Source organism: Stenotrophomonas sp. 3diitr2024 (assembly GCF_042136455.1).
Taxonomy (GTDB): domain Bacteria; phylum Pseudomonadota; class Gammaproteobacteria; order Xanthomonadales; family Xanthomonadaceae; genus Stenotrophomonas; species Stenotrophomonas sepilia.
This window is the reverse complement of sequence record NZ_JBHHMJ010000295.1, coordinates 1-13,614: the sequence shown is the minus strand read 5'-3', so window position 1 is coordinate 13,614 and position 13,614 is coordinate 1. Positions and strand designations below refer to the sequence as shown.

Below are 13,614 nucleotides of genomic sequence, written 5' to 3'. Positions count from 1 at the left end.
AAACGTCTGCAAGATGGACAATCATCCTTCCTGCAGGCGCCTTCACAAGATACCTGCGCATACTTTCAAAGATCCGGGGAAGTGGCCTCAGCGCCGTTCCCGTGTGCTGCGAAGTTTCCTTCGTAGCGAGCCGCCCATTATGCCAGACTTTTTCAGTCCGTCAACACCTTCGTTCGATCATCTCGTTCGGCGGTGGTGGGCGCCCTGTTGTCGCTGAAGCCCCTTGGTGGCGACCCCTGCGACGGGGGAGGAGAAGTATGTCCCCATTCCGATCATTTGTGAAGGGGGTGTGGCGATTTTTTTCACCGGATGTTGCATCGGTTCATGCGCCGCGCCGCGGGAGGATCCCGTGAAGAGCAGCCGAGCGTGGCTATGCCGGGCGTCCTGCCCGGCCCCTACGGGCCGTCGCACGCGACGAAGGCAACGGCTCCTGCCGTTGCCTTCGGCTCTACAAGAGCAAAAGGAAGGGCCGGCTGGCGCCGGCCCTTCCTTCTTCTCAGCCAGCGACCAGGCGCACGCGGGCGAAGGTGCGCTTGCCGACCTGCAGCAGGCCTTCGAAGCCCGGCTGCAGCACCTGCTGACCGTCTTCGACCACTTCACCGTCCACCTTCACCGCGCGCTCCTTGAGCTTGCGGTTGGCTTCGGAGTTGCTCGGGGTCAGGCCGGCCGCCGTCAGCAACGCGGCAATACGCAGGCCTTCGGCCGGGATCGCCACATCCTGCAGCGGCAACTGGGTGATGTCGCCCTGCCCGGTCACCGCCGCCTCCCAGCCGGCAATCGCCTGCTCTGCCGCCACGGCGTCGTGGAAACGGGTCGCCAGCTCACGCGCCAGGCGCAGCTTGACCACGCGCGGGTTCAGGCCGCCATTGGCCACCTGCTCGCGCAGCTGCACGGCCTCGGCCTGGCTGATGTCGAAGGACAGCAGCTCGATCCAGCGCCACATCAGGGTGTCGTCCACCTTCATGGTCTTGGTGACGATGTCGATGGCCGGCTCGCTGATACCAATGTAGTTGCCCAGCGACTTGGACATCTTGTTGACGCCATCCAGGCCTTCCAGCAGCGGCATGGTCAGCACCACCTGCGGCTTCTGGCCATGGTGTTCCTGCAGGCCACGGCCCATCAGCAGGTTGAACTTCTGGTCGGTACCGCCCAGCTCGACGTCGGCCTCCAGGGCCACCGAGTCGTAGCCCTGCACCAGCGGGTACAGGAACTCATGGATGGCGATGGACTGCTGGGCGGCATAGCGCTTGGCGAAGTCGTCGCGCTCGAGCATGCGTGCCACGGTGTGCTGGCCGGCCAGGCGGATCATGTCGGCCGCGCCCATCTTGCCGAACCACTCCGAGTTGAAGCGGACTTCGGTACGGCTGCGGTCGAGCACCTTGAACACCTGGTCCTCGTAGGTACGGGCGTTGGCCAGCACGTCATCGCGGCTGAGCGGCTTGCGGGTCAGGCTCTTGCCCGAGGGATCGCCGATCATGCCGGTGAAGTCGCCGATCAGGAAAATGACCTGGTGGCCGAGGTCCTGGAACTGGCGCATCTTGTTCAGCAGCACCGTGTGGCCCAGGTGCAGGTCGGGCGCAGTGGGGTCGAAGCCGGCCTTGATCCGCAGCGGGCGGCCTTCCTGCAGGCGCGCACGCAGATCCTCGAGCTTGAGGATCTCGTCGGCACCGCGGCCGATCAGGGCAAGGGCTTCTTCAATCGAGGACACGTGACTACTCCCGGCAACGCCGATTCTTGTGTGGGGTGTTAAAGCAAAGTTAACCCGATTGGCTTCACAAAAGCCAATGGGCACAAGGGTTTGACGCGGTTTTCTCAGGTGTCTATGGTAACCGGCGATCAGGCCCGCGCTCCCGGGCCGCCAGGAAAAAACCGCCGATGCACAATTCCGAACAAGGGCGCGCACGCAAGCAGCGCTTCCAGGAACGCCTTCACGTCCTGCACGACAACGCCCTGCATCGGAAGCTCAGGCAACACCTTCCCGCCGCCTTCAATGAGCGCTGGACCCGCCGCCATTGGATGCACGCCAGCCTGTTTGCGACCATCGGCGCCCTGGTGGCGACGATCGTCCCCGGTTTCTCGCACACCATTGATGCGCCTTACGCGGACAGCCACACCAGCCTGGCGCTGCCGCTGCCGCCGTTGACCATGGCCCGCCAGCAGCAGGTGCCGGGCGACAGCTGGCAGGTGCTGCGCATCCAGCGCGGCCAGACCCTGAGTGACCTGTTCGACAAAGCCGGCATTCCGGCCACCACCCTGCACCGGGTGCTGGAGCACCCCGGTGCGCGCGAGGCGCTGACCAAGCTGCGCCCGGGCGCCGAGATCGCCTTCGACATGCCGCTGTCCGGCGACCTGCGCAGCATCCGCTTCGATCGCGACGCCGACAACCGGGTGGAACTGAGCCTGGCCGGCGATGACATCAAGGAGAAGGTGACGCGGCGCGAGACTTCCACGCGTACCGTGGTCACCAGCGGCGAGATCACCAGTTCGCTGTATGCCGCCGCCCGCCGGGCCGGGCTGTCGCCGTCGGCGATCGCGACGATGACCGACGACATCTTCAAGTACGACATCGACTTCTCCAAGGACCTGCAGCCGGGCGACCGCTTCAGCGTGGTGATGGACGAGACCTGGCGCGAAGGCGAGAAGGTGGACACCAGCAAGATCCTGGCGGCGACCTTCACCACCGGGGGCAAGACCTATTCCGGCTTCCGCTTCGACCGCAACGGCAAGTCCGAGTACTACGACATCAACGGCCGTTCGTTGAAGAAGAGCTTCATCCGCATGCCGATCCCGTTCGCGCGGCTGAGCTCGACCTTCGGCGCACGCAAGCACCCGGTGCTGGGCAAGATGCGCATGCACAAGGGCGTGGACTACGCCGCGCGTACCGGCACGCCGATCATGGCCGCCGGCGATGCCCGCGTGCAGTTCGCGGGCGTGCAGCGCGGCTACGGCAATGTGGTGATCCTCGACCACGGTCGAGGCCACACCACCCTGTACGGCCACATGTCGCGCTTTGCGAACATCAGGACCGGCCAGCGCGTGGCCCAGGGCACGGTGATCGGCTATGTCGGCTCGACCGGCCTGGCGACCGGGCCGCACCTGCACTACGAATTCCGGGTCAACGGCGAACACCGCAACCCGCTGACCGTGACCATGCCGCCGCCGGAGCCGCTGAAGGGCGCCGAGCTGGTCGCCTTCCGCGCGCAGACCGCGCCAGCGATGGCCCGCATCCAGGGCATGGAGAAGCTGATCTACGCCGATGCCAGCCCGGCACCGACCAGCCGCGACGAGGCCGCCGCCGAGGTGGCCAGCGCCAAGGACAAGCAGGCGACCGGCCGCAAGCGCGGCTGAGCCCCTGCGTTGACGAGGAAGGACGCGGCAGCCCAAGCTTGCCGCGTCCTTTTTTTGTGCCTGCCATGAACACTACTGCCGACGCTGACGCCCCCCTGTATCTTGGCCTGATGTCGGGCACCAGCGCCGACGGCATCGACGCCGCGCTGGTGCAGTTTCCCGCGGGCGGTGGCTGCCGCTTCGTGCACGGCCTGACCGCACGCTGGGAACCGGTGCTGCGCGCGCGGCTGGTGGCGCTGGGCGAAGGTGGCCCGTTGGATTCGCTGGAGGAGCTGGGCGAACTGGACGCGCGGATTGCGATCAACTTCGCCGAGGCCGCCAACCAGCTGCTGGCCGAAGCCGGCGTGGACCGCAGCAAGGTACGCGCGATCGGCTCGCACGGCCAGACCGTGCGACACCGCCCGCTGGCCGATCCAGCGTTCACTGTGCAGCTGGGCGACGGCAACCGCATCGCCGAACTGACCGGAATCACCACAGTATCCGACTTCCGCCGTCGCGACGTAGCGGCCGGGGGGCATGGTGCGCCGCTGATGCCGGCTTTCCACCTGGGCATGCTGGGTGCCGCCGATGAAGACCGCGCGGTGCTCAACCTGGGCGGCATCGCCAACCTGACCCTGATCCCGCGCGAAGGCGCGGTGCGCGGCTTCGATACCGGCCCGGCCAACGCGCTGATGGATGCCTGGTGCCAGCGCCACACCGGCCGTACCTTCGATGCCGATGGCGCGTATGCCGCCAGTGGCGCGGTGGACGAGGGCCTGCTGGCCGGCTGGCGTTCGGACCCGTGGTTCGCGCTGCCGCCGCCGAAGAGCACCGGGCGCGAGCAGTTCCACCTGGCCTGGGCCGAGGCGCACATGGGGGAAGGCGAATATGCCGCTGCCGATGTGCAGGCCACGCTGCTGGAGCTCACTGTGGCAACCGTGGCCGATGCGCTGCTGGCGCAGCAGCCGCAGACCCGGCGCCTGCTGGTCTGTGGCGGCGGGGTGCGCAACCGGCAGCTGATGAAGCGGCTGGCGGCGCGGCTGCCGGAGGTGCAGGTGGAGTCCAGCGCGGTGCATGGGCTGGACCCGGAGTACGTGGAGGCGATGGGATTCGCCTGGCTGGCGCAGCGGACGATGGACGGGCTGGCCGGCAACCTGCCGAGCGTGACCGGAGCCAAGGGGCCGCGGATCCTGGGGGCAGTCCACCTGGCGTGAGGTGGCGCCATCCACGCACGGCGTGGATTCACCGGGCAGCCGAGCGTGGGCTCGGCTCTACAAAGCCGCTAATCGAAGCCCTGCCCTGCGGGCAAGGCCTGCAGGGCGGCGATCGCATCGGAGAGGGCGTCCACTTCGGGATCGCCGAAACCGGAGCGGACCTCCAGTTCACTGCTGAACAGGCCCTGCTCCAACAAGGCGGCGCAGGTCTGTTCATGGGTCCAGCCGCGGGCGACCGCGACACGTCGGATACGTTCCAGCAGCAGCGGGTCCAGGTCCCGCAGCACAACGTCGGCCATGCTCACTTCCCCGTTCGCAAGGCACCGCCCCCTCGGCGCGTCGGGGGCGATGATCCCGCAGTCCGGGCGGGCAGGCAATCAGGCGACCGGTGGCGGCCCGCGGTCGGCGATCCGCGGCCACAGCCAGGCCAGCAGCAGCAGGGTCGGCACCACAGTGACCGAGCTGAGGATGAAGAACGTGCTGTAGGACGTCGCCTCAACGATGTATCCGGAGACACCGCCGATGAACTTGCCCGGCAGGTTGGCCAGCGATACCAGCAACGCGTACTGCGTGGCGGTGAAGTTGCGGTCGGTCAGCGACGACATGAAGGCCACCAGCACGGTGCCGGCGAACCCCTGGAACAGGTTGTCGGCACTGAGCGCGGCATAGAACGCCCACAGCTTGCCTGGGTTGTGCGCCATCAGCAGGAAGGCGAGGTTGGACATCGCCACGCCCAGTGCGGCCACCAGCAGCATGCGCCGGAAGCCGAATGCGGCCACCGCAATACCCCCCAGGAACGCACCGCCGATCCCCATCCATACACCGAACAGCTTGGACACGGTGGCGATGTCGGCCTTGTCGAACCCCGAATCGAGATAGAACGGCCCGGCCATCACGCCGATCACCTGATCGGGGAACTTGAACAGGCCGACGAAGGCCAGCAGCACCAGTGCCAACGCCACGCCATTACGGCTGAAGAAGCTGGAGATGGGCTGGACGAAGGCTTCGGCGATATCGATGCGACGCTGCACCGCCGTGGCCGGGCGCTCCGGTTCGGCGCACAGCAGGGTAGTGACGATCGGCAGCAGCATCAGCGCGGCCATCGCCAGGTAGGCGACGATCCAGCCTTCGAACTGCGCCAGGTACAGCGCGCCGGCACCGGCCAGGATCAGGCCGATCCGGTAGCCCAGCGTATAGGTGGCCGCCAGCGCGGCCTGCGCGGTCTGCGGAGCGATCTCGATACGGTAGGCATCGACCGCCGAGTCCTGGGTGGCGCCAGCGAACGACGCCACCAGCACCCACATCACCAGTGGCCAGACGCCCTCTTCCGGCCGCACGAAGGCCAGTGCGACCAGGCCGACCAGCACCAGCACCTGCGATACCAGCAGCCACGAACGGCGGCGGCCGAGCGCGCCCAGCAGCGGAAATGCATAGCGGTCCAGCAGCGGCGCCCACAGGAACTTGAGCAGGTAGAAGAAGCTGGCCAGGCTGATCAGGCCGATGCTGCCCAGGTCCAGGCCGACGTCGCGCAGGCGCGTGGACAGCGTCTGCGAAGCGATCAGCAGGAACGGCAGGCCACTGCCGAAGCCAAGCATGGCCATGGTCAGCGCCGACGGGGTACCGAAGGCGCGCTTGATGCCTGCCCAGCCCTTGTAGCTGACCGGCGTGGCGGCCTCGGTCACAGGTCGTAGTCCACGGTGAACGGGGCGTGGTCGGAGAAGCGCTCGTCGCGGTAGATCGAACAGCTACGCAGTTTGTCGCGCAGGCCCGGCGTGATGAACTGGTAGTCGATGCGCCAACCGACGTTGTTGGCGCGGGCGGCGCCGCGGTTGCTCCACCAGGTGTAATCCTCGCCGGTGGGATTGAGCAGGCGGTAGGCATCGGCCCAACCGCGGCCGGCGGCGACATCGGTGGCCTGGCCATGGTCGGCGCAGAGGGCGTTGAGCCAGTCGCGCTCCTCCGGCAGGCAGCCGGAATTCTTCTGGTTGGACTTCCAGTTCTTGATGTCCAGCGCCGAACGCACGATGTTCCAGTCGCCGCACAGCACGTAGTCGCGGCCGCTGCGCGCCCACTCCTCCAGGATCGGGCGCAGCCATTCCATCACTTCGAACTTGAAGCCCTGGCGCAGGTCACCCGAGCTGCCGGAGGGAATATAGAAAGAGACCACGCTGAGATTGCCGTAGCGCGCCTCGATGTAGCGGCCTTCGTCGTCGAACGGCGCCCAGCCCAGCGAGGTGATGACCTGGTCCGGCTCGCGCCTGCTGTAGATCGCCACGCCGCTGTAGCCCTTCTTGGTGATGGCGTCGCGGTAGAAGCAGTGATGGCCATCCGGACGGAACATCGGGTCGGTCAGCTGGTCTTCCTGGGCCTTGGTCTCCTGGATGCACAGGACGTCGGCGTCCTGGGCACGGAACCAGTCGAGGAAGCCCTTGGTCGCGGCGGAACGGATGCCATTGGCGTTGAAACTGATGATGCGCATGCGGGGACCTGCGGCGGGAAACCGGGCAAGCATACCGGTTGCCCGTGGGGCTGCGCAGTCCGCCAGGCAGCGCCGCGACAGCCTTCACGCGGGGCCGGACGAGCGCGAAACGCCCAGCTGGATTAGGATTTGTGCTCCAAATGAAGATGAATCGAGTTTTGATGAGCGACCACCGCCACCGTTTCCTGCAGCTGGCCCTGACCGCCGACGCCCTGCGCTTCGGCCAGTTCACCCTCAAGTCCGGCCGGCTGAGCCCCTATTTCTTCAACGCCGGCCGTTTCGACTCCGGTTCGCTGCTGGCCCAGCTCGGCGCCTGCTATGCCGATGCCATCGATGCCAGCGGGATCAAGTACGACGTGGTGTTCGGCCCGGCCTACAAGGGCATTCCGCTGGCCACCGCGATGGCCTGCGAGCTGGCCCAGCGCGGCCGCGACCTCCCGCTGTCGTTCAACCGCAAGGAAGCCAAGGACCACGGCGAAGGCGGCCAGCTGATCGGCGCCGACATGAATGGCAAGCGCGTGCTGATCGTCGACGACGTGATCACCGCCGGTACCGCGATCCGCGAAGCGCTGGGCATCATCCGCGCTGCCGGCGGCACCCCGGCCGGCATCGTGGTAGCCCTGGACCGCCAGGAGATCGCCTCGGAAACCGACCGCCGCTCGGCGGCGCAGTCGGTGGCCGAAGAGGCCGGGATTCCGGTGATCGCCGTGGCGTCGCTGGCCGATCTGCTTGATTTCGCCTCCGGCAACCCGGAACTTGTGGGTTACCGCCAGCCGCTGGAAGCCTACCGGGCCCAGTACGGCGTCCGTTCGATCCGCTGACCGACCCAGGGGAAAGGTCATGTCCCGAGTTCCTGCCGTTCTCTTTGCCGGCCTGCTGCTGGCCGTGCCGTCCACCGTGCCGGCGCAGTCGCGCGACGGCGGCAAAGTGGAGAAGAAGCTGTATTGCTGGAACGAGGGCAAGGAGCGGATCTGCAGCGATTCGCTGCCAGCCGATGCGGTCAATCACGCCCGCGAGGAGTTCAACGCGAAGAGCGGCCTGCGCAATGCGCAGGTCCAGCGCGCGTTGACCGACGAAGAGCGCGCCGCGGCCAGCACCGAGGCGCAGCAGCAGCAGCTGGACCTGATGGCCGAGCAGACCCGCCAGCGCACCGAACAGGCGATGCTGTCCACCTATGGCAGCGAGGACGACCTGCGCCGGGTGTTCGCCGAGCGCCAGGAAGTGCTCGACAACAACCTCAAGACCGCCGAGTACAACGTCACCAGCCTGCGCGAATCGCTGGTGGCGCTGTTGTCGGCCGCTGGCGACCGAGAACTGGCCGGTGGCAAGGTGGCCGACAAGCAGGCCGAGGCGATCCGTCAGCGGCATGTGCAGTTGCGGGCGCAGCAGCGCCTGCAGGCGGGGTTCCTGCAGCAGCAGCAGGCACTGAAGGCCGAGATCGACAGCACGCTGCAGCGCTACCGCGAGCTGAAGGGCGTGGCGCCAGCGAGCCAAGCGCCGTGATTCGCTTGTAGGGTCGAGCCCATGCTCGGCTCCGCGTGGCCTTGGGAAAGAGCAGCCCAGCATGGGCCCGGCTCTACAGTGGGCGGCGCCTGGTTACGGCTTGGCCCACGGAATTTATGCACTCTTTACGCGTCGGCACGATCCGGCGCGTAGTGCGTTTATGGGCGGCAGGACGACGATGACGGCCTGAGGTGGAGGGGTTCCACCAGGACGCTATTGCAATGTCCCCCTGGCTGTCGTTGTTGTGTGGCGTGCTGGTGCTGGTCGCCGCCGCCTATCTCCTTTTTGTCGTGCTGCGGCCCGAGTCGTTCTGAGCGGAGCCTGCCATGACCGAGATGCTTGTGATTATTGCCGCCAGCCTGTTGCTGGCGTGGCCGCTGGGCCTGTACCTGGCGCGCGTGATGCGCGGCACGCCGATGAAGGCCGACGTGCTGTTCAACTGGATCGAAAAGCCGTTGTACAAGGTGTTCGGCGTCGATCCCTCGCGCGCGATGTCCTGGCGCGGCTACGTGCTGGCCTTCGTGCTGAGCAACGTAGTGATCGCCGTACTGACCCAGGCGGTGTTCATGACCCAGGCCTGGTTGCCGTTGAACCCGGACCAGATCCCGAACATGCGCTGGGACACCGCGCTGCACACGATGATCTCGTTCCTGACCAACACCAACCAGCAGCACTATTCGGGCCAGGCCCAGCTGTCCTACCTCTCACAGATGACCGGCATCACCGGCCTGCAGGTGGTGACACCGATGATGGGCCTGGCGCTGGCTGTGGCCACGCTGCGCGCGTTGTTCTCGCGTGCGCCGCAGGCTGCGGCGGCCACCGGTGCCGGCGACGACCGCCAGGTGGCGGTGGGCAACTACTACGTGGACGTGGTGCGCCTGTGCGTGCGCTTCCTGTTGCCGCTGTGCCTGGTGTGGACCCTGCTGCTGACCAGCCAGGGCGTGCCGTCGACGATGGCCGGTGGCCCGCAGGCCACGCCGATCGATGCCAGCGCCGGCATGACCGGACAGAAACTGCCGCTGGGTCCGGTGGCGGCGATGGTCGCGGCCAAGCAGCTGGGCGCCAACGGTGGCGGCTGGTACGGCCCGAACAGCAGCTTCCCGCTGGAGAACCCGACCCCGCTGTCGAACGCGCTGGAGATCGTCGGCATCCTGCTGGTGCCGATGGCGGTGATCTTCATGATCGGTGCGTTCACCGGCCGGCGCCGGTTCGGCGCCCTGGTGTTCAGCTGCATGCTGGGCATGTCGCTGCTGTCCACCGGCGCGATGGTGTGGAGCGAAGGGCACAGTGCCAGCGCCGCCACGCCGCTGCTGATGGAAGGCAAGGAGGTGCGCTTCGGCGCCGACGGCACGGCGCTGTGGGCGGCGGTGACCACCCAGGTCTCCAACGGGTCGGTCAACGGCATGCATGACTCGCTGGCGCCGCTGAGTGGCGGCATCGCGATGGTCAACATGCTGGTCAGCGCGATCTGGGGCGGCATCGGCTGTGGCCTGCAGCAGTTCATCGTGTACCTGCTGCTGGGCGTGTTCCTGGCCGGGTTGATGACCGGACGTACGCCGGAACTGTTCGGCCGCAAGCTGGAGACGCCACAGGTACGCCTGCTGGCCCTGCTGGTGCTGCTGCAGCCGATCACCCTGCTGGTGTTCACCGCGATCACCCTGGCCGTGCCCGGGCTGGCCGCTACCTCCAACCCGGGCTTCCATGGCATCAGCCAGGTGTTCTACGAGTACGTCTCGGCCTACGCCAACAACGGCTCGGGCTTCGAGGGGCTGGGCGACGCCACGCTGTGGTGGAACCTGAGCTGCTCGCTGGTGCTGCTGCTGGGCCGCTTCCCGCTGCTGATCATCCCGCTGGTGGTGGCCGCACAGCTGGCCGCCAAGCGCCAGGCGCCGGAGTCTGCCGGCAGCCTGCAGATCGAAACCCCGACCTTCGCCCTGACCCTGGTCTCGGTGATCGTCATCCTGACCGTGCTGCAGTTCATGCCGGCGCTGGTACTCGGCCCGATCGCCGACCACCTCAGCCTGGGACTGCACTAAGGACACCCCGATGAGTACCCACGCAAGTTCCACCCGTAGTTCCCTTGCCCCGCGCCCTGCGCTGCTTGATGGCGCCGGCCTGCGCCGTGCGCTGGTCGAAGCAGTACGCAAGCTCTCGCCGATGCACCTGGTGCGCAGCCCGGTGATGGCGGTGGTGATGGCTGGCACGATCGTCGCGGCCATCGTCACACTGACCGGCAATGCGCCGCTGGGCTTCGGCCTGGCAGTGACCGCGATCCTGCTGGTGACCGTGTTGTTCGGCAATTTCGCCGAAGCAGTGGCCGAGGCGCGTGGCCGTGGCCAGGCCGCGTCACTGCGCCGTGCCCGCCAGGACCTGGTGGCACGCCGCCTGGCCGCGCCGCAGCCGGGGGCTGCGGAAACCCAGGTACCTGCCGCCGAACTGCGCCCGGGCGACCATGTGATCGTCAGTGCTGGTGAGCTGGTGCCGGCCGATGGCGAGATCGTGCAGGGCCTGGCCACCATCAACGAAGCGGCGGTGACCGGCGAATCGGCACCGGTGCTGCGCGAGGCAGGTACCGACCGTTCCGGTGTGATCGGTGGCACCAAGGTGCTTTCCGACCAGATCATCGTGCGGGTGACCGCCGAGCCGGGCCACAGCTTCCTGGACCGGATGATCGCGCTGGTGGAAGGTGCCAACCGCCAGAAGACCCCCAACGAGATCGCGCTGACCCTGCTGCTGGCGGCGATGACGCTGACCTTCCTGGTGGTGGTGGCCACGTTGCCGGCCATTGGTGCAGCCGTCGGCGTCAAGGTCGATCCGCTGCTGCTGATCGCGCTGCTGGTATGCCTGATCCCGACCACCATCGGCGGCCTGCTGCCGGCCATCGGCATCGCCGGCATGAACCGTGCGCTGGCCGCGAACGTACTGGCCAAGTCGGGCAAGGCGGTGGAAGTGGCCGGCGACGTCGACGTGCTGCTGCTGGACAAGACCGGCACCATCACCTACGGCGACCGCCAGGCCAGCCACTTCCATCCGCTGGCCGGCATCGACGCCAGCCAGCTGCGTGAAGCGGCGCTGCTGTCCTCGCTGGCCGACCCGACCCCGGAAGGCAAGTCGATCGTACGCCTGGCGCGCGAGCAGGGTTGCGCCACCGCCGAGCCGGACCATGCCGAGTACCTGGCGTTCAGTGCACAGACCCGCATGTCCGGCGTGGATCTGGAACATGGGCGGCAGATCCGCAAGGGCGCCGCCGATGCGATCCGTGCCCACGTCCAGGCGCTGGGCGGCAACGTGCCGGCGGAACTGGCCGGTCGCGTCGAGCAGGTGGCGCGCAATGGCGCCACCCCGCTGGTGGTGGCCGAGGGTCGCCACGTGCTGGGCGTGATCGAACTGTCGGACGTGGTCAAGCACGGCATGCGCGAGAAGTTCGCGCAGCTGCGCGCGATGGGCATCCGCACGGTGATGATCACCGGCGACAACCCGCTGACCGCCGCTGCCATCGCTGCCGAAGCCGGCGTCGATGACTACATCGCCGAGGCCCGTCCGGAAGACAAGCTGGCACGCATCCGCCAGGAACAGGCCGGTGGCCGACTGGTGGCGATGGTGGGCGATGGCACCAACGATGCTCCCGCGCTGGCCCAGGCCGACATCGGCCTGGCGATGAACTCCGGCACGCAGGCGGCGAAGGAGGCCGGCAACATGGTCGACCTCGATTCGGACCCGGCCAAGCTGCTGTCGGTGGTGGAAGTGGGCAAGCAGCAGCTGATCACCCGCGGCGCGCTGACCACCTTCTCGCTGGCCAACGACGTGTCCAAGTACTTCGCGATCCTGCCGGCGCTGTTCGCCGCGGCCGTTCCGACCATGGCCGCACTGAACGTGATGCAGCTGTCGAGCCCGCGCAACGCGGTGCTGGCGGCGCTGATCTTCAACGCCCTGGTGATTCCCGCGCTGATCCCGCTCGCCCTGCGTGGCGTGCGCTTCCGCCCGGCCACCGCAACGGCGCTGCTGCGCCGGAACATGCTGGTGTACGGCCTCGGCGGCGTGCTGCTGCCGTTCGCCGCAATCAAGCTGATCGACCTCCTTCTTGTCCTGGTATTCGGCGCATGAACCGTTCTGTTTCCACCTCCACCTCCCTGCCCCGCGAAGCGAAAGCCGAGGCCCGCGTGGCGAGCCTGCAGGATGGCGCAAGCTGGCGCCCGGCGATCGGCCTGGGCCTGGCCACCCTGCTGCTGGCCGGCGCGGTCTACGCCGGCATCGCCACCGGCTTCGCCGGCCTGGCCTACCCGACCCAGGCCGAGGGCAGCCTGCTGCGCGACGGCAACGGCCAGGTGCGCGGCTCGGCCTGGCTGGCGCAGCCGTTCACCGCTGACGGCTACTTCCAGGCGCGTCCGTCGGCGGCCAACTACGACCCGATGGCCGCGGCCGGTTCCAACCTGGCGCGCAGCAACCCGGCGCTGGCCGAGCGCGTCGCCGCCAGCACCGCTGCGGTGGCCGCACGCGAAGGCGTTGCCCCGGCGCAGGTGCCAGCGGACCTGGTCACCCAGTCCGCCGGCGGACTGGATCCGCAGCTGTCGCCGGCGGCGGCGCAGCTGCAGGTAGCACGCGTGGCGCGTGCCCGTGGCCTGCCGGTGGAGCGCGTGCAGGCACTGGTGCAGGCGCATACCGAAGGGCGCCAGTGGGGCCTGTTCGGGCAGCCACGGGTGAACGTGGTGACGCTGAACTTCGCGCTGGACCATGCGGCCAAGACGCCGTGATGCTGGGCTGCACCTGCTGCGCGCACAATGGTGGCCATGACAGCGGCCCCCATGACTGATGCACGTACCCGCCAGGCCGATGCCCTGGTTGAAGGCCTGCAACGCGAAGCCGGCGGCAAGCTGACCGTGTTCCTCGGTGCGGCGCCGGGCGTGGGCAAGACCTACGCCATGCTGACCCGCGCGCAGGAACAGCTGCGCCGCGGCGTCGACCTGGTGGTGGGCCTGGTGGAAACCCATGGACGCACCGATACCCAAGCCCTGTTGGAGGGCCTGCCGCAGCTGCCGCTGAAGGACGTGGCCTATCACGGCCATGCCCTGCAGGAGATGGACCTGGACGCCG

12 protein-coding genes and 1 pseudogene are annotated in these 13,614 nt (G+C 67.8%); 9 read left to right on the top strand and 4 right to left on the bottom strand.

The window, feature by feature from the left end; all coding sequences use genetic code 11:
• Positions 1-496: 496 nt before the first annotated feature.
• Positions 497-1,708 (bottom strand): tyrosine--tRNA ligase, encoded by a 1,212-nt coding sequence (tyrS, locus tag ABGA94_RS06765; protein ID WP_164093408.1) that lies wholly within the window; start codon positions 1,706-1,708, stop codon positions 497-499.
• A gap of 167 nt (positions 1,709-1,875) precedes the next feature.
• On the opposite strand from tyrS, the gene ABGA94_RS06760 reads away from it, so the two are divergent.
• Together ABGA94_RS06760 and ABGA94_RS06755 are read left to right on the top strand one after the other, a co-directional pair.
• Complete coding sequence (locus tag ABGA94_RS06760) at positions 1,876-3,348, top strand: peptidoglycan DD-metalloendopeptidase family protein (protein ID WP_053500323.1); 1,473 nt, start codon at positions 1,876-1,878, stop codon at positions 3,346-3,348.
• Between the two features lie 65 nt (positions 3,349-3,413).
• Positions 3,414-4,541 (top strand): anhydro-N-acetylmuramic acid kinase, encoded by a 1,128-nt coding sequence (locus tag ABGA94_RS06755; protein ID WP_164229706.1) that lies wholly within the window; start codon positions 3,414-3,416, stop codon positions 4,539-4,541.
• Between the two features lie 68 nt (positions 4,542-4,609).
• Here the strand turns inward: ABGA94_RS06755 and ABGA94_RS06750 are convergent, their stop codons facing one another.
• The 3 genes from ABGA94_RS06750 to ABGA94_RS06740 all read right to left on the bottom strand — a co-directional run bounded on the left by ABGA94_RS06750 (position 4,610) and on the right by ABGA94_RS06740 (position 7,020).
• A complete protein-coding gene (locus ABGA94_RS06750; protein ID WP_005420465.1) occupies positions 4,610-4,840 on the bottom strand; it encodes a hypothetical protein in 231 nt (76 codons plus the stop codon).
• Positions 4,841-4,918: 78 nt separating this feature from the next.
• Positions 4,919-6,223 (bottom strand): MFS transporter, encoded by a 1,305-nt coding sequence (locus ABGA94_RS06745; protein ID WP_049413991.1) that lies wholly within the window; start codon positions 6,221-6,223, stop codon positions 4,919-4,921.
• Positions 6,220-7,020 (bottom strand): exodeoxyribonuclease III, encoded by an 801-nt coding sequence (locus tag ABGA94_RS06740; protein WP_069140053.1) that lies wholly within the window; start codon positions 7,018-7,020, stop codon positions 6,220-6,222. The genes ABGA94_RS06745 and ABGA94_RS06740 overlap by 4 nt, the downstream gene beginning before the upstream one ends.
• A 161-nt stretch (positions 7,021-7,181) precedes the next feature.
• Between ABGA94_RS06740 and pyrE the strand changes: the two genes are divergently transcribed.
• The 7 genes and pseudogenes from pyrE to ABGA94_RS06705 all read left to right on the top strand — a co-directional run.
• The gene (gene pyrE, locus ABGA94_RS06735) at positions 7,182-7,841 is read left to right on the top strand and encodes an orotate phosphoribosyltransferase (RefSeq protein WP_111174680.1); all 660 of its coding nucleotides are present in this window, start codon (positions 7,182-7,184) and stop codon (positions 7,839-7,841) included.
• Between the two features lie 19 nt (positions 7,842-7,860).
• Positions 7,861-8,523 carry a hypothetical protein gene (locus ABGA94_RS06730; protein ID WP_005420473.1) on the top strand — a complete coding sequence of 221 codons (663 nt, stop codon included), beginning with the start codon at positions 7,861-7,863 and terminating at the stop codon, positions 8,521-8,523.
• Between the two features lie 221 nt (positions 8,524-8,744).
• Positions 8,745-8,837 carry a potassium-transporting ATPase subunit F gene (locus ABGA94_RS06725; protein WP_005420475.1) on the top strand — a complete coding sequence of 31 codons (93 nt, stop codon included), beginning with the start codon at positions 8,745-8,747 and terminating at the stop codon, positions 8,835-8,837.
• 12 nt (positions 8,838-8,849) lie between these two features.
• A complete protein-coding gene (gene kdpA, locus ABGA94_RS06720; protein ID WP_053500329.1) occupies positions 8,850-10,559 on the top strand; it encodes a potassium-transporting ATPase subunit KdpA in 1,710 nt (569 codons plus the stop codon).
• Between the two features lie 10 nt (positions 10,560-10,569).
• A complete protein-coding gene (gene kdpB / locus ABGA94_RS06715; RefSeq protein ID WP_375366768.1) occupies positions 10,570-12,627 on the top strand; it encodes a potassium-transporting ATPase subunit KdpB in 2,058 nt (685 codons plus the stop codon).
• Positions 12,624-13,274, top strand: a complete 651-nt coding sequence (gene kdpC / locus ABGA94_RS06710) for a potassium-transporting ATPase subunit KdpC (RefSeq protein ID WP_197598759.1) — start codon at positions 12,624-12,626, stop codon at positions 13,272-13,274. Before kdpB ends, kdpC begins: the two co-directional genes overlap by 4 nt.
• A gap of 51 nt (positions 13,275-13,325) precedes the next feature.
• Positions 13,326-13,614: pseudogene (locus ABGA94_RS06705) on the top strand (histidine kinase); the annotation flags it as partial.

What these genes read in the sequence shown, in the direction of transcription:
- ABGA94_RS06760 (WP_053500323.1), top strand. Translation starts at nt 1,876, where the DNA reads ATGCACAATTCCGAACAAGGGCGCGCACGCAAGCAGCGCTTCCAGGAA.
- ABGA94_RS06755 (WP_164229706.1), top strand. Translation starts at nt 3,414, where the DNA reads ATGAACACTACTGCCGACGCTGACGCCCCCCTGTATCTTGGCCTGATG.
- ABGA94_RS06750 (WP_005420465.1), bottom strand. Translation starts at nt 4,840, where the DNA reads ATGGCCGACGTTGTGCTGCGGGACCTGGACCCGCTGCTGCTGGAACGT.
- ABGA94_RS06740 (WP_069140053.1), bottom strand. Translation starts at nt 7,020, where the DNA reads ATGCGCATCATCAGTTTCAACGCCAATGGCATCCGTTCCGCCGCGACC.
- pyrE (WP_111174680.1), top strand. Translation starts at nt 7,182, where the DNA reads ATGAGCGACCACCGCCACCGTTTCCTGCAGCTGGCCCTGACCGCCGAC.
- ABGA94_RS06730 (WP_005420473.1), top strand. Translation starts at nt 7,861, where the DNA reads ATGTCCCGAGTTCCTGCCGTTCTCTTTGCCGGCCTGCTGCTGGCCGTG.
- ABGA94_RS06725 (WP_005420475.1), top strand. Translation starts at nt 8,745, where the DNA reads ATGTCCCCCTGGCTGTCGTTGTTGTGTGGCGTGCTGGTGCTGGTCGCC.
- kdpA (WP_053500329.1), top strand. Translation starts at nt 8,850, where the DNA reads ATGACCGAGATGCTTGTGATTATTGCCGCCAGCCTGTTGCTGGCGTGG.
- kdpB (WP_375366768.1), top strand. Translation starts at nt 10,570, where the DNA reads ATGAGTACCCACGCAAGTTCCACCCGTAGTTCCCTTGCCCCGCGCCCT.
- kdpC (WP_197598759.1), top strand. Translation starts at nt 12,624, where the DNA reads ATGAACCGTTCTGTTTCCACCTCCACCTCCCTGCCCCGCGAAGCGAAA.